The sequence below is a fragment of the Mesorhizobium sp. M0047 genome, assembly GCF_040323315.1.
Lineage (GTDB): Bacteria > Pseudomonadota > Alphaproteobacteria > Rhizobiales > Rhizobiaceae > Mesorhizobium.
Genome location: NZ_JAMYUW010000007.1, coordinates 163,098 through 186,757 on the forward strand (window position 1 = coordinate 163,098; position 23,660 = coordinate 186,757).

22 protein-coding genes and 1 tRNA gene are annotated in these 23,660 nt (G+C 62.5%); 11 read left to right on the top strand and 12 right to left on the bottom strand.

Annotation, left to right across the window (positions count from 1 at the left end; genetic code table 11):
* The first annotated feature begins 56 nt into the window (after positions 1 to 56).
* From NKJ89_RS09245 to NKJ89_RS09255, 3 genes are all read left to right on the top strand, one after another.
* Complete coding sequence (locus tag NKJ89_RS09245) at positions 57 to 533, top strand: Lrp/AsnC family transcriptional regulator (protein WP_352486123.1); 477 nt, start codon at positions 57 to 59, stop codon at positions 531 to 533.
* 114 nt (positions 534 to 647) lie between these two features.
* Entirely contained in the window at positions 648 to 2,195 is a 1,548-nt protein-coding gene (gene bchE, locus NKJ89_RS09250; protein WP_352601769.1) for a magnesium-protoporphyrin IX monomethyl ester anaerobic oxidative cyclase, read from the top strand.
* 219 nt (positions 2,196 to 2,414) lie between these two features.
* Positions 2,415 to 2,813: a RidA family protein gene (locus NKJ89_RS09255; protein WP_352601771.1), complete on the top strand. Its 399-nt coding sequence runs from the start codon at positions 2,415 to 2,417 to the stop codon at positions 2,811 to 2,813.
* A 37-nt stretch (positions 2,814 to 2,850) separates the two neighbouring features.
* Here the strand turns inward: NKJ89_RS09255 and argB are convergent, their stop codons facing one another.
* Both argB and NKJ89_RS09265 read right to left on the bottom strand, forming a co-directional pair.
* Positions 2,851 to 3,744 carry an acetylglutamate kinase gene (gene argB, locus NKJ89_RS09260; protein WP_023761370.1) on the bottom strand — a complete coding sequence of 298 codons (894 nt, stop codon included), beginning with the start codon at positions 3,742 to 3,744 and terminating at the stop codon, positions 2,851 to 2,853.
* A gap of 106 nt (positions 3,745 to 3,850) precedes the next feature.
* On the bottom strand, positions 3,851 to 5,347 hold the full coding sequence (locus tag NKJ89_RS09265) for an amidase (protein ID WP_352601773.1): 1,497 nt from the start codon (positions 5,345 to 5,347) through the stop codon (positions 3,851 to 3,853).
* Between the two features lie 147 nt (positions 5,348 to 5,494).
* Between NKJ89_RS09265 and NKJ89_RS09270 the strand changes: the two genes are divergently transcribed.
* From NKJ89_RS09270 to msrB, 4 genes are all read left to right on the top strand, one after another.
* Positions 5,495 to 6,034, top strand: a complete 540-nt coding sequence (locus tag NKJ89_RS09270) for a sigma-70 family RNA polymerase sigma factor (protein ID WP_023761368.1) — start codon at positions 5,495 to 5,497, stop codon at positions 6,032 to 6,034.
* A complete protein-coding gene (locus tag NKJ89_RS09275; RefSeq protein ID WP_352601857.1) occupies positions 6,031 to 6,756 on the top strand; it encodes an anti-sigma factor in 726 nt (241 codons plus the stop codon). The genes NKJ89_RS09270 and NKJ89_RS09275 overlap by 4 nt, the downstream gene beginning before the upstream one ends.
* A gap of 224 nt (positions 6,757 to 6,980) precedes the next feature.
* On the top strand, positions 6,981 to 7,538 hold the full coding sequence (locus tag NKJ89_RS09280; protein WP_352601775.1) for a fasciclin domain-containing protein: 558 nt from the start codon (positions 6,981 to 6,983) through the stop codon (positions 7,536 to 7,538).
* A 231-nt stretch (positions 7,539 to 7,769) separates the two neighbouring features.
* On the top strand, positions 7,770 to 8,273 hold the full coding sequence (gene msrB, locus NKJ89_RS09285) for a peptide-methionine (R)-S-oxide reductase MsrB (protein WP_352601777.1): 504 nt from the start codon (positions 7,770 to 7,772) through the stop codon (positions 8,271 to 8,273).
* A gap of 171 nt (positions 8,274 to 8,444) precedes the next feature.
* On the opposite strand, the gene NKJ89_RS09290 is transcribed toward msrB, so the two are convergent.
* The gene (locus tag NKJ89_RS09290; RefSeq protein WP_352601779.1) at positions 8,445 to 10,037 is read right to left on the bottom strand and encodes a DHA2 family efflux MFS transporter permease subunit; all 1,593 of its coding nucleotides are present in this window, start codon (positions 10,035 to 10,037) and stop codon (positions 8,445 to 8,447) included.
* Positions 10,038 to 10,059: 22 nt separating this feature from the next.
* Entirely contained in the window at positions 10,060 to 11,262 is a 1,203-nt protein-coding gene (locus NKJ89_RS09295) for an HlyD family secretion protein (RefSeq protein ID WP_352601781.1), read from the bottom strand.
* A 127-nt stretch (positions 11,263 to 11,389) separates the two neighbouring features.
* On the opposite strand from NKJ89_RS09295, the gene NKJ89_RS09300 reads away from it, so the two are divergent.
* On the top strand, positions 11,390 to 12,124 hold the full coding sequence (locus NKJ89_RS09300; RefSeq protein ID WP_352601783.1) for a TetR/AcrR family transcriptional regulator: 735 nt from the start codon (positions 11,390 to 11,392) through the stop codon (positions 12,122 to 12,124).
* A gap of 56 nt (positions 12,125 to 12,180) precedes the next feature.
* On the opposite strand, the gene yihA is transcribed toward NKJ89_RS09300, so the two are convergent.
* The 5 genes from yihA to rpmH form a co-directional block, all read right to left on the bottom strand.
* Positions 12,181 to 12,840, bottom strand: coding sequence for a ribosome biogenesis GTP-binding protein YihA/YsxC (yihA, locus tag NKJ89_RS09305; RefSeq protein WP_352601785.1), 660 nt, complete (start codon positions 12,838 to 12,840; stop codon positions 12,181 to 12,183).
* The gene (locus NKJ89_RS09310) at positions 12,837 to 13,475 is read right to left on the bottom strand and encodes a CatB-related O-acetyltransferase (RefSeq protein ID WP_352601786.1); all 639 of its coding nucleotides are present in this window, start codon (positions 13,473 to 13,475) and stop codon (positions 12,837 to 12,839) included. Before NKJ89_RS09310 ends, yihA begins: the two co-directional genes overlap by 4 nt.
* 519 nt (positions 13,476 to 13,994) lie before the next feature.
* Positions 13,995 to 15,809: a membrane protein insertase YidC gene (yidC, locus tag NKJ89_RS09315; RefSeq protein WP_352601787.1), complete on the bottom strand. Its 1,815-nt coding sequence runs from the start codon at positions 15,807 to 15,809 to the stop codon at positions 13,995 to 13,997.
* Between the two features lie 14 nt (positions 15,810 to 15,823).
* Positions 15,824 to 16,177, bottom strand: coding sequence for a ribonuclease P protein component (gene rnpA / locus NKJ89_RS09320; protein WP_352601789.1), 354 nt, complete (start codon positions 16,175 to 16,177; stop codon positions 15,824 to 15,826).
* A gap of 16 nt (positions 16,178 to 16,193) precedes the next feature.
* Entirely contained in the window at positions 16,194 to 16,328 is a 135-nt protein-coding gene (rpmH, locus tag NKJ89_RS09325; protein WP_008833937.1) for a 50S ribosomal protein L34, read from the bottom strand.
* Positions 16,329 to 16,606: 278 nt separating this feature from the next.
* Here rpmH and NKJ89_RS09330 point away from each other — a divergent pair, with 278 nt between their 5' ends.
* Positions 16,607 to 18,100, top strand: a complete 1,494-nt coding sequence (locus tag NKJ89_RS09330) for an ATP-binding protein (RefSeq protein WP_023761356.1) — start codon at positions 16,607 to 16,609, stop codon at positions 18,098 to 18,100.
* 314 nt (positions 18,101 to 18,414) lie between these two features.
* Positions 18,415 to 18,491: transfer RNA gene (locus tag NKJ89_RS09335), tRNA-Arg, on the top strand.
* Between the two features lie 102 nt (positions 18,492 to 18,593).
* Here the strand turns inward: NKJ89_RS09335 and NKJ89_RS09340 are convergent.
* Complete coding sequence (locus NKJ89_RS09340) at positions 18,594 to 19,670, bottom strand: alpha/beta hydrolase (protein WP_352601791.1); 1,077 nt, start codon at positions 19,668 to 19,670, stop codon at positions 18,594 to 18,596.
* Between the two features lie 92 nt (positions 19,671 to 19,762).
* On the opposite strand from NKJ89_RS09340, the gene NKJ89_RS09345 reads away from it, so the two are divergent.
* Positions 19,763 to 20,698 carry a LysR family transcriptional regulator gene (locus NKJ89_RS09345; protein ID WP_352601793.1) on the top strand — a complete coding sequence of 312 codons (936 nt, stop codon included), beginning with the start codon at positions 19,763 to 19,765 and terminating at the stop codon, positions 20,696 to 20,698.
* A gap of 258 nt (positions 20,699 to 20,956) precedes the next feature.
* On the opposite strand, the gene NKJ89_RS09350 is transcribed toward NKJ89_RS09345, so the two are convergent.
* Both NKJ89_RS09350 and NKJ89_RS09355 read right to left on the bottom strand, forming a co-directional pair.
* Positions 20,957 to 22,093, bottom strand: a complete 1,137-nt coding sequence (locus NKJ89_RS09350; protein WP_352601795.1) for an MFS transporter — start codon at positions 22,091 to 22,093, stop codon at positions 20,957 to 20,959.
* A 74-nt stretch (positions 22,094 to 22,167) separates the two neighbouring features.
* Positions 22,168 to 23,562 (bottom strand): FAD-binding oxidoreductase, encoded by a 1,395-nt coding sequence (locus NKJ89_RS09355; protein WP_352601797.1) that lies wholly within the window; start codon positions 23,560 to 23,562, stop codon positions 22,168 to 22,170.
* Positions 23,563 to 23,660: the final 98 nt, after the last annotated feature.

Here is a 23,660-nt window from a genome sequence, read left to right on the forward strand (position 1 = left end):
CTCAAAGACAGAATTCGAGGTAAGATTTACCCAGAAGCCGTTTTGGAGGAGTGAAGATGCCTCAATTCGATGATTTCGAGATCAGGATGCTCGATGTCCTGCAGCGCGACGGGCGTAAGCCTGTCTCCGAGCTGGCACAAGAGATCGGCCTGTCGACGACGCCTTGCGCACGGCGTTTCGAGGCGCTGCAGGAGACTGGTATCATCAAGGGTTTTGCTGCGGTGATCAGCCGCCGCGCGGTCGGGCTAATGGTCGAGGTGTTCATCCAGGTGCGCCTTGTCAGCCACAGCGACGGCTCGCCCGAAAGTTTCATCGCCGCGGTCCAGCGCATGGACGAGGTGTCTGCGTGCTGGACAATGACCGGCGACCACGATTTCCTGCTGCATGTCATGGTGCCATCGGTCGACGAGCTCAACGCCTTCGTCATGCACCGGCTGATGCGGCTCGACGGCGTGCGCGACGTTCATACCCAACTCGTGCTGCAGAACATCAAGGGGCCTGGCCACGTGCCGCTCGCCCACCTGAGGCGCTGACAATGCCTGCCTTCAGTATTCCTGCGGGAAAGCTGCACGCAAACTGCTGAAGCGGGCCAAGCCCGTGTCCACATCGCCGGCCAGCTTGCGCGGACCAACAGCCGGAGGTCCGCCATGAACATCGTCCTGATCAATCCGCCGCACGCTGCCATCGGCAGTCGCGTGCCCGACGACCACCTGCCGCCGCTCGGCCTTTTGGCACTCGGCGGACCGCTGATCGATGCCGGTCATGCGGTGCGCCTCGTCGACGCCGAATTCGGGCCGATGCCGCTCGACAGCGTTGTGCGCAATGCACTGGAAGACCATCCAGACTTCGTCCTGATCGGCCATTCCGGCTCGACCTCGGCGCACCCGACCGCCCTGCTCCTCGCCAAGATGATCAAGCAGCGCGAGCCGGCGACCATCATCATCTATGGCGGCGTTTTTCCAACCTATCACTGGCGTGACATACTGGCTGAAACGGACGTCTTCGACTTCGTCGTGCGCGGCGAGGGCGAGGCGACCGTCGTGGCGCTGGTCGAGGCGCTTGAAATGCACCAGCCGCCCGGGAGCGTGGCCGGCATCGCCTATCGCGACGATCTGCGCCGTCCCTTCGCCACGCAGCCGGCCATGACCATCGCAGAACTCGACGCCTACCGTGTCGGCTGGGAGCTGATCGATCACGGGCGCTACAGCTATTGGGGCGGCAAGCGTGCCGTGGTCATGCAGTTTTCGCGCGGCTGCCCGCATCTGTGCAACTATTGCGGCCAGCGCGGCTTCTGGACCCGCTGGCAGCATCGCGACCCGGTTAAATTCGCCCAAGAAATAGCATGGTTGCACCGCGAGCACGGCGTTGAACTGATCAATCTCGCCGACGAGAACCCGACGGTTTCGAAGAAGGCCTGGCGCGCCTTTCTCGATGCCCTGATTATCGCGAATGTGCCGGTGCTGATCGTCGGTTCGACCCGCGCCGACGACATCGTGCGCGACGCCGACATCCTGCACCTCTATCGCAAGGCGGGTGTCATCCGCTGGCTGCTCGGCATGGAAAACACCGACGAGCAGACGCTTCAATTGATCCGCAAGGGCGGCAGCACCTCATCCGACCGCGAGGCGATAAGGCTGCTGCGCCTCAACGGCATACTGTCGATGGCGACCTGGGTAGCCGGCTTCGAAGATGAGGGATTTCGCGACCTGTGGCGCGGCTTTCGCCAGTTGATCGCCTACGACCCGGACCAGATCCAGGCGCTTTATGTGACGCCGCATCGCTGGACGCCGTTCTTCAGGATCGCCCGGGGCCGCAAGGTGATCCAGAAGGATGCCCGGCTGTGGGACTACAAGCACCAGGTGCTGCAGATGACGCGGCTGAAGCCGTGGATGCTGTTCTTCAGCGTCAAGCTGATCGAGCTGGCGGTGCAGTCGCGGCCGAAGGCGCTGGCGCGGATCCTGTTCCATAGGGATCCCGAGCAGCGGCACTCGATGCGCTGGTATACCCAGATGGGCCGGCGCGTCTGGTTCCGCGAGGTCTGGGGTTTTCTGGTCCGCGACATCAGGGTGAAGGACGGCCCGACGCTTGCCGAATTCTGGGGCGCGCCCCAGGACACGGAAGAGGAGTCCATGGTTGTCCAACGCCTAAAGCGAAAGCTGACGTCGCCCGAGATTACGATTTCACCCCGCGCGTGACAGCTCTGGCAATCTCCTAAAAACCTGCGCGACGTATTCGCATTGACATACGCGCCGTATGTTCCCACATCCGACATACGGGGCGTATGTCAACAGCCGTCCCGGATGTTGGAGTGCAGCCAAAGCCCTGAAGCCCTGCGGATAGCTCTCGCCTTCTCGGCGAAGCCACGTCGCGATCATCAGGAGGTCGGACCTGCCTTATCTAGATGGAGTGAAACTATGACCAAACGCGACGCGATCTTTCCGGCCGGCCGGCAGGCTCTCTACGAGATCAACCGTTATTCGGCGGCGATCCGTTCAGGCGACCTTCTGTTTGTCTCCGGCCAGGTCGGCAGCCGCGAGGACGGGTCGCCCGAGCCGGTCTTCGAAAAGCAGGTGCAGCTGGCCTTCGACAATCTCGCGGCGGTGCTGAAGGCGGCCGGTGGCACGTTCGACGACATCGTTGACGTGACTACGTTCCATACCGATCCGGCCGCGCAGTGGAAGGTGATCGACGCCGTTCGAAAGAAGGTATTCGGCGAACCGCCTTACACGAACTGGACCGCGGTGGGCGTGAACTGGCTGGCGGGCTTCGACTTCGAGATAAAGGTCATTGCGCGCCTTCCTCAGGGCGCCTGATCGATCAGCGGCAGACGATCAACAAATCGGCCGCCGCTCAGGGCACGATCAGCGTGCCGGCGCCGTGTTCGGTGAACAGCTCGAGCAGCACCGAATGCGGCGTTTTGCCGTTGAGGATGACGACGCCTTCGACGCCGCGCTCGATCGCTTCGATGCAGGTTTCGACCTTGGGGATCATCCCGCCCGAGACCGTGCCGTCCTTGATCAGCGCCTTGGCCTCGGCCACTGTCAACTCGTCGATCAGGTTTTTGTCCTTGTCGAGCACGCCCGGCACATCGGTGAGGAACAGCAGGCGTGTCGCCTGGCAGGCTCCGGCAATGGCGCCGGCGAAAGTATCGGCATTGATGTTGTAGGTGTGGCCGTCGCGGCCGGGCGCCACCGGCGCCAGCACCGGGATCATTTCGGAGCGCGCCAGAAGATCGAGCAAGGTGCGGTCGACCTCGACCGGCTCGCCGACAAAGCCGAGATCGAGCACGCGCTCGATATTGGAGTCAGGGTCGATCATCGTCTTGCGGGCCTTTTCGGCGAAGACCATGTTGCCGTCCTTGCCGCACAGACCGATCGCCCATTCGCCCTCGGCGTTGATCAGGGCGACGATCTCCTTGTTGATCGAACCGGCCAATACCATCTCGACGATCTCGACCGTCTTCTGGTCGGTGACGCGCAGGCCGCCCTCGAACTTGGATTCGATGCCCATCTTGGCCAGCATGGCGCCGATCTGCGGACCGCCGCCATGGACGACGATCGGGTTGACGCCGGATTGTTTCAGCAACGCGATATCGCGGGCGAACGCCTTGCCGAGTTCGATATTGCCCATGGCGTGGCCGCCATATTTCACCACGACCGTCTTGTTCTCGTAGCGCTGCATGTAGGGCAGCGCCCGCGACAGCAGGGCTGCCTGCATTTCGGCGGTGGCGGCGATGTCCGTCATCGGCTTGGTTCCCTGGAGATCGGTAAAGACGGCGGCGTCTTAGCGGGAATTGGCTCCACCCGCAAATGGCTTTGCTGTCATATTCCAGCGCCTCACGACGTCGTCATCATGACGGCACCTTTAGCGGTGCCCTGCGGCCCAGCCAGCCCGAGATCTTTTCCATCTGCGCGGCGAGCGACAGCAGCGTCTCCTCGTCGCCCGGGCGGCCCGCCGCCTGGATGCCGAGCGGCAGGCCGGCATCGGTGACATGGACCGGCAGTGCGATGGACGGCTGGCCGCTGACATTCTGGATCGCCGGCCAATGGGTGAACCAGAGGCTCTTGTCCATCAGCTGGCCGAAGAACGGTTTCAGCTTCAGCAAGGGCGTCAGGTGAAGCTTGTCGAGCAGGTTCTCAATGAACTCGTCTGTGCCTTTCGGATCCATGGCGCCGCAGGCGAGCGGCGGATGGGCAATGATCGGCATCAGCACAGCGTCATACCGAGCAGTCTCGGCGATCAGCTGCCGCGAGGCGGCATGCAGCCGCTGCAGGTCGGCATAGGTCTCGCCGGCCGACAGCATCTCGCCCAACCTGCCGAGCACCCGGGTGGCCCGCTCGACATCGCCCATAACGGAACGGCCTACACGCAGCGCCTCCGCCCGCATCGTGCCGGCGACGGCCGAGGCAACCGTCCTGCAGAAGCCAGCGAGGAAATCGCGCCCTATGAATGGCAGGTCGATCTCCTCGACGGTGTGTCCGCCCTCGCGGGCAAGCGCCACCGCCGTGTCGAGCGCCTTGAGCGTCTCATCCGAGATCGGCAGGCCAAGCGGCGATTTGCGGTACACGGCCAGCCTGAGCTTGCCGGGATCGCGTGCGGCGGCCGCCGTGAACGTGCCTTTCGGCGGCGGCGCGGCATAGGGCGACAAAAGGTCGGGACCGTGGGTGAGATCAAGCAGCAACGCGCAATCGCGCACCGAACGGGTGAGTGCATGGTCGACCACCATGCCGTACCAGCTTTCGCTCACCAGGGGCGTCAGCGGTGTGCGGCCGCGCGACGTCTTCAGGCCGACAAGCCCGGTGCAGGCGGCGGGCACGCGGATCGAGCCGCCGCCATCCGAGGCGTGCGCCACCGGCACGACACCTGCGGCGACCAGTGCCGCCGCACCACCCGACGAGCCACCGCTGGTATGGCCGGTGTTCCACGGATTGCAGGTGATGCCAAAGGCTTTGGACTCGGTCATCAGCCGCAGCCCGTGTTCCGGCGACGTCGAGGTGACGATCGGAATGAGCCCGGCGGCAAGATAGCGGTCGGTGAGCGCCGAATCGACGTCGGCCAGCCATGCCGGAATGCGGCTGCCGCCATGCGTCGACACGCCCTTGATGGCTATGCCGAGATCCTTGATGGCGAACGGGACGCCGGCCAGCGGCAGCGAGCGGTCGACGATCCTGGCGCGGGCGCGGGCGGCATCATAGAGCGACACGGCCGTGGCGTTGATGTCGCGACGGGTGGCCTCGGCGCGGGCAATCGCGGCCTCGGTCAGCTCGATGGGCGAGACCTCCCCCTTGCGAATCAGATCGGCGAGGCCGGTTGCGTCTTGCGACCATAGTATCTGTTCAACCGACATGCGCGCTCCCCGTCCCTATAGCAAGCTAGGCAGTGGCGGCTACATTGGCAATCGACGGGCGGAGCCGGGCTGGCGACACGCAAAGCTAGGGCGTGCACAAGGTTTTCCGCCGTTGCAAATATATCGCAATCGCCTAATTTGCCTGCGATGACGCCGCAGGACATCACCAAGCTGATCGTCCGGACTTCGATGAAGGATCGGGCCGCGTTCGATCTGCTCTACCGGCAGACCAGCGCGAAACTTTTCGGCGTTTGTCTTCGTGTATTGAACGATCGGGGAGATGCGGAAGAAGCTCTACAGGAAGTCTTCGTCAAGATATGGACGAAGGCGGACCGTTTTGCCGTCTCCGACCTGAGCCCGATCTCCTGGTTGGTGGCGATCGCGCGCAATCATGCGATCGATCGCATCAGGGCGCGGCGCAAGCCTGCTGCCGACATCGATGCCGCACTCGACGTGGCCGATCCGGCGCCGGGGCCTGAAGCGATGGTGGTGGCGGGCGACGAATCCGAACGCATCCACCATTGCCTCGATGAATTGGAGAAGGACCGGGCGGCGGCCGTCCGGGGTGCTTATCTCAAGGGCGAAAGCTATGCCGAACTGGCGGAGCGCCACGGCGTGCCGCTGAACACGATGCGTACCTGGCTGCGCCGCAGCCTGCTGAAACTCAGAGAATGTCTGGAAAGATGACGCTGGCAGAAGACACAGGACCGGAACGTGGAGGCGACGACCTGCTCGCCGCCGAATACGTTCTCGGCGTGCTGGCTGCCGACGAACGCCGGATCGCGTCTCGCCGCATCGAAGCCGAGACCGACTTCGCCCGCCTTGTCGACGGCTGGGAGGTCAATTTTTCGCCGCTGGCTGCCGCCTATCAGGACATCGAGCCGCCGACTTCGGTCAAGCCGGCGATCGACCGCAGGCTGTTTGCGTCCGCCGGGGCCGTTACCGCACCCGCTCAACCGCGCGGATTGTGGTCCAGCCTGGCCTTCTGGCGCGGCCTCGCCGCGGCAGCGGTCGCCGCACTGGTGATCTACATCGCCGTGCCCATCCTTAACCCGCCGGTCGAGCAACCGCAGGCGCGCCTCGTCGCCTCGCTGGCCGCCGAAGGCAGCGACGTCAAATATCTCGCCGTCTACGACGCCGCGCATCACGAGGTCGGCCTGTCGCACGTCTCCGGTGAGCGCGCCGCCGGCAAGGACTTCGAGCTGTGGATGATCGAAGGCAAGAACCCGCCGGTGTCGATGGGCGTCATTCCGGCAGGTGCTACGGCGCGCATCATCGTCTCGCCGGCGGCCCGGCAGAAGCTCGCCCAGGGCGCGGTGCTGGCCGTCAGCCTCGAGCCGTCAGGCGGTTCGCCGACCGGCCAGCCAACCGGACCGGTGGTCGCCGCGGGCGATCTGAAGAGCATCTGACCGGCTCTTGCGTCTGCAAACTCAAAATAGATTACCTGAAGTCTATCATTCGCTGCACACGCCTCAGTGAGCATGTTCGTGGGCACACCCGGCGGCATTCGAAAATGTATCTGACCTGGTAGATAATTTAAAAAATCACAATATTCCTGAAACTAGCGCATTTTTGTCCCGTATCTCCTCTCGTCCCAAAGATGGGAAGTGGAAAATCCAAGGAGTATTATATCATGCGCAGATTCGCCACCCTTTTGCTCGCCGGTACCATCGCCGTCTCCGCCCTTGCCACCTCCGCCTATGCCAAAAACCCGACGGTCGGCGGCGCCCCAATGTATGCCAACAAGAACATCATCGAAAACGCCGTCAACTCGAAGGACCACACGACGCTGGTCGCCGCCGTGAAGGCCGCCGGCCTGGTCGAGACGCTGCAGGGCGCCGGTCCGTTCACGGTGTTCGCGCCGACCAACAAAGCCTTTGCGGCACTGCCGGCCGGCACGGTCGAGACGCTGCTCAAGCCCGAGAACAAGGACAAGCTCACCAAAATTCTGACCTGCCATGTCGTCGGTGCCAAGGCGATGCGGGCGGACGTTGCCTCGATGGCCAAGGCCGATGGCGGCACCCACAAGGTCAAGACTGTTGGCGGCTGCGAGCTGTCGCTCAAGGCCGAAGGCGGCAAGGTCACCGTCACCGACGAGAACGGCAATGTCGCCCATGTGACGATCGCCGATGTCGAACAGTCCAACGGCGTCATTCACGTCATCGACAAGGTTCTTTTGCCCAAGATGTAACTTCTTTTGTCGAAGATGTAACAGGGGGCTTGCTGCCGGCGAACTGGCTGCAAGAGCCCTCCGTCGATTGCATGATCCCGCTCCCGAGATCCGCAATCGACCCGCGCACTCCGCGGCGTCCACATCCAGATGTGGAACGGCGCGGGGTGTTCGGTCGAGGGCCACCGTCACCGGCTTTTGATTTCCGCGCGGCGGTATAGTTTGGCAAAGAGACAATAGGAGGAACTGGTCATGAACCGTCGCGACTTTCTTTGGAGCGGTGCCGCCGCCATTGGCGTCGCCGGGGGCGCGGCGACAGTGCTGCGCATGAGCAGCCCGCAGGCGGCGCAGGCCGCCGAGAAGTTCGAAGTCACCAAGACCGACGCCGAATGGAAAGCCATCCTGTCGCCGGCTGCCTTCGACGTGCTGCGCAAGGGAGGCACGGAGTATCCCGGTACGAGCCCGCTGCTCAACGAACACCGCAAGGGCATCTTTGCCTGCGCCGGCTGCGACCTGCCGGTCTACCCGTCGGAGACGAAGTTTGATTCCGGCACCGGCTGGCCGAGCTTCTGGCAAGAGATCCCCAATGGCATCGGCAAAACCGTGGACAGGTCGCTCGGCATGACCCGCACCGAGGTGCATTGCCGCCGTTGCGGCGGCCATCTTGGCCACGTCTTCGACGATGGCCCGGCGCCGACCGGCCTGCGCCACTGCATCAACGGCGTAGCGCTGAGCTTCAAGCCCGCGACCGCCTGACAAGTTCCAAACTGGAAACGAAAAACTCCGGGCTTGGCAGCCCGGAGTTTTTTGCGCGGTCACAGCTTTTCGGGCGTGGACTGGAGGAGCTTCCCGAAACGCTGCCCACGTATCTTTGTCGCAATTCCTGACGGAAAACCGCCTTTTACTATTCCTGGACTTGCTCCGGAATCAGTGCCCGCCACCGCCGCCGCCGGCGGGGACCGGCTTGCGGATCAGCATGGTGAACAGCCCGAGCGTCGCAAACAGCACCGTCAGCATGAAGAACACGTCCATGAAGGACAGCAGCGACGCCTGCTGATGGACCATGCCCGACAGCTTGGAGATCGCGGCATTTGTCGCGTTCAGGCCGGGGGTCTGCTCGAAATTGAGCGTCATGTTCTGCAGCTTGGACTGCGCGGCTTCACTGCCCCATTGCACATGCTCGGAAAGCCTTGCGAAGTGGAAGGCATTGCGGTCGATCAGCACCGTGTTGATCAGGGCGAGGCCGACGGCGCCACCAAGGTTGCGGGTGAGATTGAACAGGCCGGACGCATTCTTCAACCGCTCCGGCGGCAGCGTGCCGAGCGCTATGTTGTTGATCGGCACCATGCACAGCATCATCGAACAGCCCCGCAGGATCTGCGGGATGAGCAGCTCGTAGAAATCCCAATCGGCGGTCAGATGCGTCATCCACCAAGTGCCGGTGGCGAAGCCGAAAAAGCCGATCATCATCATTAGCCGCGGGTCGATCTTGTTCGACAGGATGCCCGAGATCGGTGCGGTGAAGAACATCGCCAGTCCGCTGACGAACAGCGCCTCGCCGATCATCATCGAATCATAGCCGCGGATGCGCCCGAGAAACACCGGGTAGAGATAGGTCAGGCCGTAGAGGCCGATGCCGATGACGAAGGAAAACAGCGAGCCGAAGGCGAAATTGATATTGGTGAAGGCCTTCAGGTCGACGATCGGCTCTTCGGCCGTGAACACGCGCCAGAAGAACAGCACCCCGCCAATGGTCATGACAATGGCGCAGATGAAGACGCCCTGGTCCTGCAGCCAGTCGTTGTTGGGTCCTTCCTCAAGCACATATTCCATGCAGCCCAGGAAGGCCGCCATGCCGGCGAGACCCCACCAGTCGAACTTGCTGAACAGCTTGAGATTGGGCTTGTCGAAGTCGATCAGCGTCCAGGCCGCCGTCGTCACCAGGATGCCGGGCACGACATTGACCAGGAACAGCCAATGCCAGGACATTGCATGGCTGATATAGCCGCCGACCGTCGGGCCGATGGTCGGCGCCAACGTTGCCACCAGGCCGATCATCGGCGACACCACGGCGCGGCGCGACGGCGGGAAGATGGTGAAGGCGGCAGCGAAGACGCTCGGGATCATGCCGCCGCCGATGAAGCCCTGGACGGCGCGGTAGACGATCATCTGGTCGATGTTGGTGGCGGTCGCGGCAAGGGCGCTGGCAGCGGTAAAGCCCGCCGCCGAAATCGTGAACAGCACGCGCGTCGACAGCATCCGGCTGAGGAAGCCCGACAGCGGGATCATCACCACCTCGGCGATCAGATAGGCGGTCTGCACCCACGGGATTTCATCGGAACTGGCGCTCAGGCCGGCCTGGATCTCGGCCAGCGAGGCGGAGACGATCTGGATATCCAGGATGGCCATGAACATGCCGAACACCATCGCCAGGAAAGCGATGACGCGCCGTGTCGAGATGGTGTCGGGCACAGCCGGCCTTGCCGGCGGCGCTCCTGCTGTCAGGGTTGCGGTTGCCATGGCATTGCTCCCCGGCGGCCGCTCAGTTCGACGCGGCGGCCGACGCCGACGCGGCGGGGGCGGTGCGGCTGTCGACGGCGACGACGACGCTGAGGCCGGCGCGCAGCTTGCCGCTCTTCAGCGCGTCGGCGGGTACGTCGATGCGGACCGGAACGCGCTGCACGACCTTGGTGAAGTTGCCGGTGGCGTTTTCGGGCGGCAGCAGCGAGAACACGGCACCGGAAGCCGGCGCGAGCGACGAGACGGTTCCCTCGAAGTCCTGGCCGTCGGTCGCATCGACCGAGATCTTGACCTTCTCACCGGGCACCAGCCGGGCAAGCTGCGTCTCCTTGAAGTTGGCGACGATGTAGAGCTTGTCCATCGGCACGATGACGGCAAGCTTCTGGCCGGGGCTGACGAGATCGCCCTGCTCCACGGAACGGTTGCCGACGACACCGTCGTAAGGCGCCTTGAGTACGGTGAAGGAAAGATCCCGCAGGGCCTTGTCGTGGCTGAGCTGCAAGGATGCGAGCGTGCTTGCCGATTCGGCGCGCTGCGCCTGCAGCACGCCGATATTGGCCTGCGCCGCGGCGATCTGCGCGTCGGCGCCGACAAGGGCTGCGTCGGCCTGCTGGACTGCCGTCTGGGCGTCGTCCAGTTGCGCCTGCGTGCCGACATGCGTCTTGAGCAGCTGCGAGGCGCGCGCCGCGACTTTGGCCGCATTGTCGGCAGAGGCACGGTCGGCGACCTTCTGCGCCTGGGCCTGCTGCAACGAGGCGCGCGCCGCTTCGGTCTGGGCGTCGATACGGTCGAGCGTCTTGCTCAACGTGGCCATCTGCGCCTCGGCCTGGGCGACAGCTATTTTATAGTCGCCATCATCAACGACGAGCAGTGGGTCGCCGGCCTTGACCAGCTGGTTCTCGCCGACCTTGACCTGATCGACATAGCCGGAAATCTTGGGCGATATGAACGCCATATCGGCCTGTACATAGGCATCGTCCGTCGAGATCATGAAGCGGCCCATGGTCCAATAGTCGTAACCGTACCAGGCGCCGGCACCCAGCAAGGCAACGCCGATGACGGGCAGCAGAAAGGAGCGCACCGAGCGCTTCTTCTTGGCCGGAGCCTCTGTCGGCGGCGGCGATACCGCGGGCTGGACTGGTATTTCAGGTGCTTCCGTCGCCGGCGCGACCTTGGCGTTGGGGAAGGGACGGACTTCGGCTGATGTTGGCGCGTTCGAGGACATGACATCTCTCTAATGTAATAGTACTGAACCGTTCGGTTCGATCCGGACGTTGACATAGCGCGTAAAGAGGACCATATCAAGTGCAATCGAACCGGATGGTTCGAATTATTTTCGAGGTGTGACCTTTATGGCCGAGACTCTGCCCAACGTCGAAACCGACCAGTGTGGCGATTTGCTGGACAGCTTGCGCCGTGGTCGCCCGGCGGCAGGGCAGGACCCGGTCAAGCGTAGCCAGATCATCGATGGCGCCCGGCGTGTCTTCATAGACAAGGGCTTCGAAGCTGCGTCGATGAACGACATCACCCGCGAGGCCGGTGTCTCCAAGGGCACGATCTATGTCTACTTCGCCAACAAGGAAGAGCTGTTCGAAGCGCTGATCGAGGAAGAGCGCGGCAGCATCTTCAAGAACATGTACGACATGCTGGAGAAATCCGACGACCTTCGCCAGACACTGGTGAAGTTCGGCAAGGTGCTGGCGCTCAAGATCACATCAGCCAAGGTCATCCAGGCACAGCGTACGGTGATCGGCGCATCCGACCGGATTCCCGACATGGGCGCGCGTTTTTACGAACGTGGACCCAAGCGCGGTCACGACAAGGTCGTGGCCTTTCTCAATGCTGCCATCGAGCGCGGCCTGTTGCGGATCGATGATGTCGATCTCGCCGCCTATCAGTTCACTGAACTGTGCTTGGCCAGTCTGTTCCGCCAGTGCATCTTCGCCTACCGAACCAAGGCCCCGTCGCAGGACGAGATCGACCACATCGTCACGTCAGGCGTCAGCATGTTCCTGAAGGCTTACGGCACCGAAAGGCTCGTGGCGGAAGAAAGCCATCAGACGATTGCCATCGAGGCCAAGCCTTAGCATTTTTGTTTCCGCGCAATTCCTAAGGGAAGGCGCTATGCGCTTTGGGAATTGTTCTATCCGCCATTGGCCGCAAGCACTATCGCGGCCTGCAATTCCTGCAGGCCCTCGGCCTTTTCCGAAGATGTCGCCAGAACGAACGGAAACGCTGCCGGCCGCTTCTTGATCTTTGCCAGCGTCTCCTCGATCAGCCGCGGCACGCCGGCAGCCTTGATCTTGTCGGTCTTGGTCAGCACGATCTGATAGGACACGGCCGCCTTGTCGAGCAGCGACAGCACTTCATCGTCCTTGGCCTTGATGCCGTGTCGGGCGTCGATCAGCACATAGACCCGCTTCAGCGTGACGCGGCCCTTGAGATAGTCGAAGACCAGCTTGGTCCACTCGTCTACCTTCTCCTTCGGTGCCGTGGCGTAGCCGTAACCCGGCATGTCGACAAGCGCCAAGGGCGGCAGGTCTGCGCCCTCGCCCGAAAAACCGTCCGGCACGAAATAGTTGAGCTCCTGCGTGCGTCCCGGCGTGTTGGAGGTACGGGCCAGCCCCTTCTGGTTGACCAACGCGTTGATCAGCGACGATTTGCCGACATTCGAGCGGCCGGCAAAAGCGATTTCCGGCGGTCCTTCCGGCGGCAGGAATTTCATTGCCGGCACGCCGCGAATGAATACCCATCCCCGCGTAAACAGTTCGGTGCCGATCGTGCTGCTGTTCAGAGCGTTCAAGCTGCTGCCTCCAGAAGAGAAATATTGGCACCCCGGATAGCGTCGAGGTTGCGGCTGATCTTGTCCACCGGCCAGTCCCACCACGCCACTGCCAGCAGCCGCCTGATCGTGCGGTCGTCGAAACGCATCTTAACCACCTTGGCCGGGTTGCCGGCGACGATTGCATAGGGCGGGGCGTCGTGCGTCACCACCGATTTCGCGGCGATGATGGCGCCATGACCTATTTCCAACCCGGGCAGGATCACCGCCTCCATGCCGATCCAGACGTCGTTGCCGACGATCGTGTCGCCACGAACCTCCTTCGACCAGGTCGCTGGGTCAAAACCCCTTTCCCAGCCATGGCCGAAAATGTTGAACGGGTAGGTCGAAAAGCCGGACATTGCGTGGTTGGCGCCATTCATGATGAAGCGCGCACCCTCGGCGATGGCGCAGAACTTGCCGATGATGAGCTTGTCGCCAATGAACGGATAATGATGCAGGACGCATTTTTCAGCAAATTTGTCCGGCCCGTCGGGGTCGTCATAATAGGTGTAATCGCCGATTTCGATATTCGGCGCGTTCACCAGTGCCTTGAGGAAGCCGACGCGGGTATACATCGGGATCGGGTGCTTGATGTCTGGGTTGGGTCCGTCCATGTCGAAGTCCATCAAAGAATTGGCCGCCTGGCGCAGAGCGAAGTTCGCACGCGCCCGTTCAAAAATAGCGTGATCCGCCCTATAGCACCAATCGGCTGACGAGCGAGCTTTCCATGGCGGCATTGCTCATTTGCTGCCGCACACAGGCAAGGTCGACGATCCCCGGAGCAGCCGGCGTTCATCTGCTTCGACAGCCAAAGCCCACAGAATCTTCGAGTCCAAGCAAAAGAACCGGGGCCCCGTGGAGGCCAACAGGACCCCGGTCTGCCGCTACGGCCTCCCAAACACCGGCGCCTTTGCGCCGGAAGCCGTCTTGGCAACACTATCTTGTCAGCGTCGCGAAAAAACGCGGTGGTGCGCACCAAACCCATGCCGTAGGGAATAGTGATACGCAGTTACGAGGCGTGGCGGCCAAAGTTTCGCCGGATATTGGAAATCGGTCGAAATGGGATGTCCACCAACGAAGAAGCCTCGGGCGTGTGAACCCGAGGCTTCTTGAGTCCGCAAAACGAGCGCCTGCTATTCCGCCGGTGACGGTTTCTTCCGGAACAGCGCAACCAGATTGTCCCACAGCTCGATCTTGGCGCCCTGGCGTTTCATGATCACGCCCTGCTGGAGAATCGACAGCGTGTTGTTCCAGGCCCAGTAGATGACGAGGCCGGCCGGGAAACCCGCCATCATGAAGGTGAAGATGACCGGCATCCAGGTGAAGATGGCCGCCTGCGTCGGGTCCGGCGGCGTCGGGTTCATGCGCATCTGCAGGAACATGGTAACGCCCATGATCAGCGGCCAGACGCCGATCATCAGCATGTGCGGCAGCGTGACCGGAACGAGGCCGAACAGGTTGAAGATCGAGGTCGGATCGGGTGCCGCCAGATCCTGGATCCAGCCGAAGAACGGCGCGTGCCGCATCTCGATGGTGATGTAAAGGACCTTGTAGAGCGAGAAGAAGACCGGGATCTGCAGCGCCACCGGCCAGCAGCCGGCGAGCGGGTTGATCTTCTCGGTCTTGTACAGCTCCATCATCGCCTGCTGCTGCTTCATCTTGTCGTCCGCGTATTTCTCGCGGATTTCGAGCATTTTCGGCTGCACCTTTTTCATGTTCGCCATCGACGCATAGGACTTGTTGGCGAGCGGGAAGAAGATGGCCTTGACGATGACGGTGGTGGCGAGGATCGCCAGGCCGAAATTGCCGAAGAATTTGTAGAGCGTGTCGATCAGCCAGAACATCGGCTTGGTAATGAAGTGGAACCAGCCCCAGTCGATCAACAGGTCGAACCGCTTGATGTGACGGTCTTCCGCATAGGCATTGATCTTGGCGACTTCCTTGGCGCCGGCGAAGATTTCGCTCTCCACCGTCGCCGACTGACCGGCGGCGACTGTGATCGGATCGGTCAGGAAATCGGACTGGTAGCGGTGGCGGCCGTCCTCGAAATAGGCGTAGCGCGGCTGGAACGGCTGCTTCTCCGTCGGCACCAGCGTCACCGCCCAGTATTTGTCGGTGATGCCAAGCCAGCCATCGGTCGACTTGCCCGGCGTGGCCTGCTTGTCCTTTTCGATGGACGCGTATTTGTGTTCCTGCAGGCCTTCGGTGCCGGTGAAGCCGATCAAGCCCTCATGCAGCACATAGGTGCTGGCGACGAGCGGCTTGTCGAACCGGGTGACGCGGCCGTAGTTGGACAGCGAGACGGCAGCCGTGCCCGCATTCTGCACCGTGTCGGAAACCGTGAACATGTAGTTGGTATCGACGGAAAAGGTGCGCTTGAAGGTCAGGCCCTTGTCATTCGAATAGGTCAGGGTGACCGGCGTCGTCGGCGTCAGTGTCGCATTGCCGTCGACGGTCCATACAGTCTCGGGACCAGGCACCGCACCGGTCTTGTCGTTGCCGACGAAGCCGATCTCGGCATAATAGCCATTGGGGAGTGCCGCCGGGTTGAGCAGGCTGATCTCGGGCGAGTTCTTGTCGACCGTCTCGGTGTAATGCTTGAGCTTGAGGTCGTCGAGACGGGCGCCAGTCAGGTTGATCGAACCCTCGAGGCTCGGCGTATCGATCTTGGCGCGGGTCGTCGTGGCCAGAGCCTGTTCGCGGCCGGCCGGCGTCACGGCATCGGTGCCGGGTGCGTTCGGAATGGCGCCAGGAGCAGCGGGCGTTCCGGTGTCGGTGCCGGGATTGGTGCCCTGGGCGGCCTTCTTCTGCTCCTCGATGCGCTGCTGTTCGACGCGGGCCGCCTCGCGCTGCTGCTCGCTGCGCGGCAACACGTAAAAATATTGCCATACGGCCAGGATCAGCACCGACAATGCGATGGTGATGAAGAAATTCCGGTTGTTTTCCATCGAAAGCCCTTGGCCTATCGTGTTCCGCGCAGTCGGCGGGAGAGTTCGGCCTTCAACTGGCCGAACGGAATGGTAAGCACGTCTTCGCGCCCGACGATGACATAGTCATTGCCAGGCGCCATGTCACATGCAGCGTGTGTACGGACGGCTTCTCGCAGCCGCCGCCGGACGCGGTTGCGGATAACCGCATTGCCGACCTTCTTGGTGACGGTGTAACCGATGCGCGGCGACAGGCCGTCGCCGCGGTCGAGAACTTCAACGAGAAAAAGCCGCCCACGTCGCTTTTCACCACGACGGACGGCCAGAAATTCCGCGCGCTTCAGAAGCCGCTGGGGATTTGGTCCCACTGGCTTGCCGGTTGCGGGCAACGATCTCGTCTTCCGTTCAGGCGCTGAGCCGCTTGCGGCCGCGATTGCGGCGAGCTGCGACGACGCCGCGACCACCCTTGGTGGCCATGCGGGCACGAAAGCCGTGCCGACGTTTGCGGACGAGTTTGGACGGTTGGTAGGTACGCTTCATTTGTTTTAATACCGCGGGGTGCGGCCCTTCTTGATTCTGTCACTGTGTAACAGGAGCTTTGCCGGGGCGTTTTTGGCGCGATCGAAACCGCGCCGGGACGAATGGCCCGAGCGTGTGCGGGCTTATAGAAAGAAGGCTTTTGGAAGTCAATCCGGAGTCGTCGGACCGAAACCCGGAGTCGTTCTGGCCGGTTTATGTTTCCGACAAGGATGAAATTGGCAAGAAAGCCGTAATCGCCTAATCTGCGTTGATCAAGTGATTGTGAAGACATGGACCGCATGAGCGAAACCATACAAGCGCAGGAAGGGACCGGCACGGCCGAACCCACCATCGTGCGCACGGTGCCGCTGTCTCGCGGCCTGTCGACCAAGCTGCTGCTGCTCACCATCGTTTTCGTGCTTTTGGCCGAAGTGCTGATCTTCCTGCCCTGGATCGCCAGCTACCGGCTGAACTGGCTGAAGGAGCGGCTGAGCACGGCGGCGGCGGTGTCGATCGTGCTGGTGCAGGGTGAGCCAACCTCGCTGTCACGCACGGCCCAGAACGACGTGCTGATGGCGATCGGCGCCAAGGCGATCGCGGTGCGCGACGGCGGCGTCTCGCGGCTGCTGGTGGTGGCCGAAATGCCGCCGAAGGTCGACGAACACATCGATATCGCCGGCATCGGCATGATCAAGGGCATGACCGGCGCGCTCGACACGCTGTTTTTCGGCGGTGACCGGATGCTGCGCGTTTTCGGGCCCGTCGGCGACTCCGACAAGGAGTTCGAGCTGATCATGCCCGACAACAGCCTGCGCAATGCGATGCTGCGATACTCACGCAACGTCGCCTTCGTCTCGCTGCTGATCTCGCTGTTCACCGCAATGCTGGTCTATGCCGCGATCGACCTGATCATGATCGGCCCGATCCGGACGATGACGCGCTCGATGCTGTCCTTTTCGGAAGCCCCCGACGATCCGGGGCGCATCATCCACCCGGCCGCCCGCGCCGACGAGATCGGCGTTGCCGAGCGCGAACTGTCGCAGATGCAGGAACGGCTGCAAAAAATGCTCTCCGAGCAGAAGCACCTTGCCGACCTCGGCCTTGCCGTCTCCAAGATCAACCATGACATGCGCAACATCCTGGCCTCGGCGCAGCTGATGTCGGACCGCCTGCGCCAGGTCAAGGACCCGACCGTGCAGGCCTTCGCGCCGAAACTGCTGCGCGCGCTCGACCGAGCCGTCTCCTATTCCGAAGGCGTGCTCGCCTATGGCCGCACGCAGGAGCCGCCACCGGCGCGCCGACGCTTGAGGCTGCGCCAGCTGGTCGAGGACGTGCACGGCCTGCTCGACATCGGGCAGGGCATCGAGTTCGTCAATTCCGTCGAACCGACCTTCGAGGTGGACGCTGATTCCGATCAGCTGTTCCGCGTGCTCACCAATCTGTGCCGGAATTCCGTGCAGGCGATGGCAGCAGACAGTGAAAGCGCCCTGGTGCGCCGCCTGGCGGTGTCGGCCGTGCGCCTCGGCAGTGTCAGCCGCATCGCCGTCAGCGATACCGGACCGGGGCTGCCGCCCAAGGCGCGGGAGAACCTGTTCGCGGCGTTCCGCGGCTCGGCCCGCAGCGGCGGCACCGGCCTTGGACTGGCGATTGCGCACGAACTGATCCGGGCGCATGGCGGCACGGTGGAGCTGGTCGAGAGCATTGGCGGGCGCACCACATTCGCGGTCACCATTCCCGACCAGCCGGCACGGCTCGACCAGGCCCGCAGCAACGGCCTGCGCCGCCCGGCATGACGGTTCGGCGCTGTTTTGACCCGGCCACTGACCTTTCCTCCATTTCCTTGCAGAAACATGTCGCCCGAAGGCGGCATCTCCGGCCATGGGCACGTCATGCATCGGAAGCGCATCGCTTGAGGCCGCCCGGACACGATGCGTTTTGGTGGTTTTGAGGCGCTGGGAAACGGGCCGTCATCGCCGGATGACACGCCTGCGACAAAACTTTTGCCGGATCGGCTTGCTTTTCCGAAATTCAGTCGCTAGGGAACACGTCTCGTCGCGGCCGGTCGTTCACGATCGGATCGCGGGGTCATGGAAGCATGGCCTGATGCGCGCCCGTAGCTCAGCTGGATAGAGCACCAGACTACGAATCTGGGGGTCAGGAGTTCGAATCTCTTCGGGCGCGCCATCCCCAGCCGACTTCACGATTTCCTGCGATCCATTGCCCCGAGCACTGCGAGGCCAGTCAGTATCGTGCGACGATCGATTGAAGTCCTAAAGGTTGAATTGTTCATTGCTGCACTTCTCCACCGGTCGTCTGGGACAGATGCTCGATGACGGCCGCAAGGAACTGGGCACGCCCGCGTTCGGACCGATCGAGGTGGACGTAGTGCGTCGCGTCCCGGATCGTGATAGCGCGCAGGTCTTCGGCGTTGATCAGATGACGCTGGAGCATCGTGACGTCCTGCTGACGGCTCCAGAAATCGTTGGCGGAACGGACAATCAGCACGCGCGCCGTGATGGCGGCCGCGTCCCAGAGCTGACGTCCGGACGCCAGATAGAAGCTGTCTTCCATAGCTCCGGAGGGTGCCCGGAACGATGCGGGATTGCGCTGAGCTGACGTCGGGTCTGAAGCGAGTGCTGCCTCCTGATAGGCTTCTGCGACAGCGGGATCGCGCCAATCCGCCTTGTGCTCGATCGGTATCGAGCGATCCCAGGATGGCAGGAGCGATGCGGCCGTGTTCAGGCGGTAGGCGCCAAACTTCGCTACATTGAAACGCGTGCGATCGGCGGGATCGGCGTTCTCGCCGTCAGGTCCGAGCAAGGGGTGCCCGCGCGTGCCGCCATATAGGCTGTTGTAGAAAACGAGGTGGCTGACCCGCTCAGGATTGAGGGCAGCGTACATTCCGCTCCAGTGACCACCAGTCGCCCAGCCGAGGAGCGCTACCTGCCTGTTGCCGGCGCGCCGCTCGACCGCGTCGGCGACCGCGCCAATGTCGCGCATGACCTCGTGGGAATTAGCAAGCGGATCGCCGTCCGCGCTCCCGTCCTGCCCGGCACGGCTCGAACCGCCATAGCCTCGCACGTCCATCACGAACACACGGTGCCCCGCGCGCGCCAGGTCAGCTGCGAGCGAGCCGCCCTGCACCGGTAGGTCGAACGAGGCAATCCCGGGTACGCGCGCGCCATGCACCAAGATTACCGGCGGTTTGCCTCCGCCCGCTTTCGTGTCGCTGACCTCCCGAACGGCGAGCTGAACTCCATAATCTGTCGTGACCTGGAAGTTTTCGCGCCTGATTTCGGCCGATACAGACGATGCTGCAAAAAGGGATGCAGCAGCGGCCGTTGTGACGGTTCTCAATCGCATCGATATTCTCCACGTTGTCATTCCCTCCCCATATTGTGGCCGACCGAGACATGATCCAATATCAACGCGATCTATATTGAGACCTTTTAGGTATGACAGTCGATCTTCTTCGGATGAGGCAGTTTGTGGCCGTGGCCGAGGAACTTCATTTCGGCAGAGCGGCAGTCCGCCTCGGCATGGCTCAGCCGCCGCTCAGCCAGGCTATCAAGCGGTTAGAAGCAGATCTCGGTTTCCCACTCTTCGAGCGTACCCGACGTGTCGTCAGCCTGACTGCGGCGGGCCGGGTGTTCTTGGAGGAAGCGCGCCAGACCCTCATCCAGGCCGAAGAGGCGATTCGCATGGCTCGTCGCGCCGCTTCAGACGACTTGGCGGAACTCTCCATCAACTTTGTGTCTGCGGCCCTCTATCGTGTGCTTCCCGCCGCCATCCGGGCATTTCGACGAACTTGGCCGGACGCCACAATCCGTCTCGACGAGCGACCTACCGACGCGCAGCTCGCTGACCTTGAGAGAGGCGCCGTCGACCTCGGGTTCCTTCATCCACCTCTCAAGGCGATAGACGGACTGGAGATTGAGACGATGCACCGCGACCGTCTGTTGGTTGCGGTGTCATCAACCGACTTACTCTCGACATGGGGCGAATGCCGCATTGCCGACCTGGCGTCGAAACCGTTCATCCTCTTCCCGTATCGCCAGGGGCCGAGCCTGCACGCCCGGATCACCCAGGCCTGCCGTCGCGCCGGCTTCTTGCCGCGCATCGCACAGGAGGCACGACAGATGCACACTATTCTAAGTCTGGTCGCGGCTGGACTGGGTGTGTCGCTTGTGCCCGAGGGCGCTCGCACAATGCAGGTGGATGGTGTCGCTTTTGTTCTGCTTACCGATGCCGCGGATGATCTCGCTTGGGAACTTGCCGTCGCGTGGCGACCGCGAGGCGCCCGACGTGCACTTCGCGACTTCGTTGAGACGACACGTGCAATTGCCGCCGACTTTGATCATGAGCGCCGTCCTAACCCGCATCAGAGATAGACCAGCGAGCCTACCCTGCATCCCCTGGTTGCACGTCGCTTTTCAGGCACCAATCTGGATCGTCGTAGTGATTCCGGCGGCTCTTGGCCGCTCACGGCTGCTTCCACGGCGAACGGCTGAAATGTCAAAGTACTTCAGCGGAAATGTAGCTATCAGTTTCATCCACGCTGGCGCGCCATTTGACTCTAAATCGTCCTGATGTGCGAACGCCATAGACCGCCGTTTCCCATCATCGAGCATACGGCGGTCCCAGCCCGGCTAGCCGCCTTGCCTGTATGTAACCACCACCATCGTCTGTGGGAGGCGGCTGATCCGGTGGAATGACCAAAGGAGGAGAGGGCAAAGAAGGAGCACGGCAGCGCCGAAATCGAGCGCGGCGGCCGAGCTGCCGGCCCAGGTTGCAAGTTTGCCGCCGATCGTCGGCCCAGCCAGCATGCCGGCATAGTAGACGGTGTAGAACACCCCCATCCCGATCGAGCGCGTCTTCTGGTTGAGCACGCGCGTCGGCAAGCTCATGATCGCGCCGGCAGGCAACCCGCCTGCGATCCCCATGGCGATGATGAGGGCAAACACTGGTCCGCTTCTCGACAGAAGGAGCATCAGAAATGCAAAGCCTACACAGCCCGTGGCGAGAACCACGCCGCCACGCTTGGTGCGATCGGTCAGGAAGCCACCCAGGGGGACCGAAAGCGTGGCCAGCCAAAGCACGACGCTGATCGTCGATCCCGCCGCAGAGTTGGACCACCCGCGCTCGACGAGCATTGACGGCCCGAAGCTGAAGACCATTGCGAAGCCGACATTGTAGAGGCACCAGATCAGGCCGGCGGCAATAAGGGCATAGGTTGTCGCCGCCGAAATGCCAGAGCGTTCGACGCCACCAGCGGGCAGTACCTCCGGGGTGCGGTAGATGAAGGTCATCAGGCCGATGGCGACGATGACCAGGACCGAAACGGCAATGGCCACGGCGGTCACTCCGAATGTCGTTGCGATTGCCGGCAGCAGCATGAGAGCGATAGCGATGCCTGCTGGCCACGAGTTGATGTAGATGGCCATGGCGGTTGCGATTTCCCGGCCGGCAAACCAGTCGGCGACCATCTTGGTCATCAGGACGTTCAGGAGAACGCCGCCAGTGCCGCTTATCAATCGACCGCCGACCTGCAGGCTCCAGAACGGCGATGCCGCCATCAGCATTTCACCCGCCAGCATCATCAGGAGCCCGGCAAGAACGGTCGCCTTATCGCCATAGCGCTGGCCGATGGTCGCGCCAGGCAGGGCCAATGCGACTCCCGGTGCAAGATAGAGGCCGATTAGAATGCCGATGTCGGCCAGGCTCGCTCCGACGCTATCGCTGATAAGAGGCGCGACGGCGCCGACGCTCTGAAACTGAAACGCCATTGCGGCGCGGGCGACAAACAGGACAAAGGATCGTCCAGCGACGGCGCACGGTTCCCCGTTATGTTTGTTCCGAACTATTCAGGCCTGATGTTCTGATTCAATCGAAAGAAATTGGTCGGGTCGTATTGCTTCTTGATAGAAGCGAGGCGCTCATAATTGGCGCCGTAGGCATCACGCACGCGCTCGTCACCCTCATCACCGAGATTGTTGGCATAGACGCCACCGGTCGAGAATGGTCTGACCGCATCCCACAGGTCGCGCGCCCAGCGGGTATTTGCCTCGTCATCGGCCAGATCGTCCCAGATCGCGATCGGGAAGCAGTCAAAGGCCGCATCGCGATTGGCGTAGGGCGAGTGCGATGCGGGCATGCGAGCGATCGCGCCGCCGACCTGCTGGAAAACCAACAGGGAGGAGCGATTGGGAGCCCGCGCGTAAGCGTCGAGCAGGGCCTCGATCGCGCCATCGCTGATCTCGCGCATGAACTGCGCTTTCCAGTAATAGCGTCGCCCGCGTGGAAAGAGGCTGTCGGCGGCCGATTGGATCTGAAGATAAGGAATGGCTTGAAGGCGACTGTCGATGGGGGATCCGAATTTCATCAGCGGTGCGATGACTGGTTCGCCCGCTTCGGGCGACCCGACGTAGCAAGCCGAGATGCTGAAGGCACGCTCGCCCGAGGGCAGCGTGACGAGCGCGGCATCGACGCTCACCTCGTCCGGGGCGTCGCGGGAGAATCCATCGTAAAACCGGATGGCCTCGCGCGCATGATCGTAATCATGAAGCACCGAGCCCACGAGAAGGTTCGGGCTAAGCGGGTGCAGCCGGTATTCGAACGTCGTCACGATGCCGAAATTGCCCCCGCCCCCTCGCAAGGCCCAGAACAGTTCGGGATACTCGCTGGCGCTTGTTCGCAACAGCCGTCCGTCGGCCGTGACAATTTCAGCCGCGATCAAATTATCGCAAGTCAGGCCGTGCTTTCGTCCGAGCTTGCCGAAGCCTCCACCCAGCGTGAGGCCGGCAATACCAGTGTCGCTGTTGACGCCCATGGTCGTCGCAAGGCCGTGGGCCAGCGTGGCTGCGTCGAACTCGCCGAGGGTCAGACCAGCTTCGGCCCTGGCAATGCGACGCCCAGGATCGACTGCGATCTTCTTCATGCGGGATAGATCGATCACCATCCCATCGTCGCAGACGGACAGACCGGCGACGTTGTGGCCGCCGCTGCGAACTGCCACGAGACAGCCGTGTGATCTGGCATAGGTCACGGCATGGACGACGTCATCAGGATCGGCGCAAAGGACAATTGCAGCAGGGTGTTTGTCGATCGCCCCGTTCCAGACTCCGCGCGCCTGGTCGTAGGTAGCGTCCGTCGGCAACACCAGTTCGCCCCGTAAGCCTTGCCGGAGCTGTTCAATCGCCGCACTCGGAGAATGGGGTCGGCCCAATAGCGCCTCGGTCTGTCGCGGAATCTCCATCGGTATCGCCCTCGGTTCTGGCAGGACTATGATCTCACAGAGACGCAACCTTCTGCAAAAGCGAAATTCTTAGCTGCTAGATGAGAGGAACTCATCTA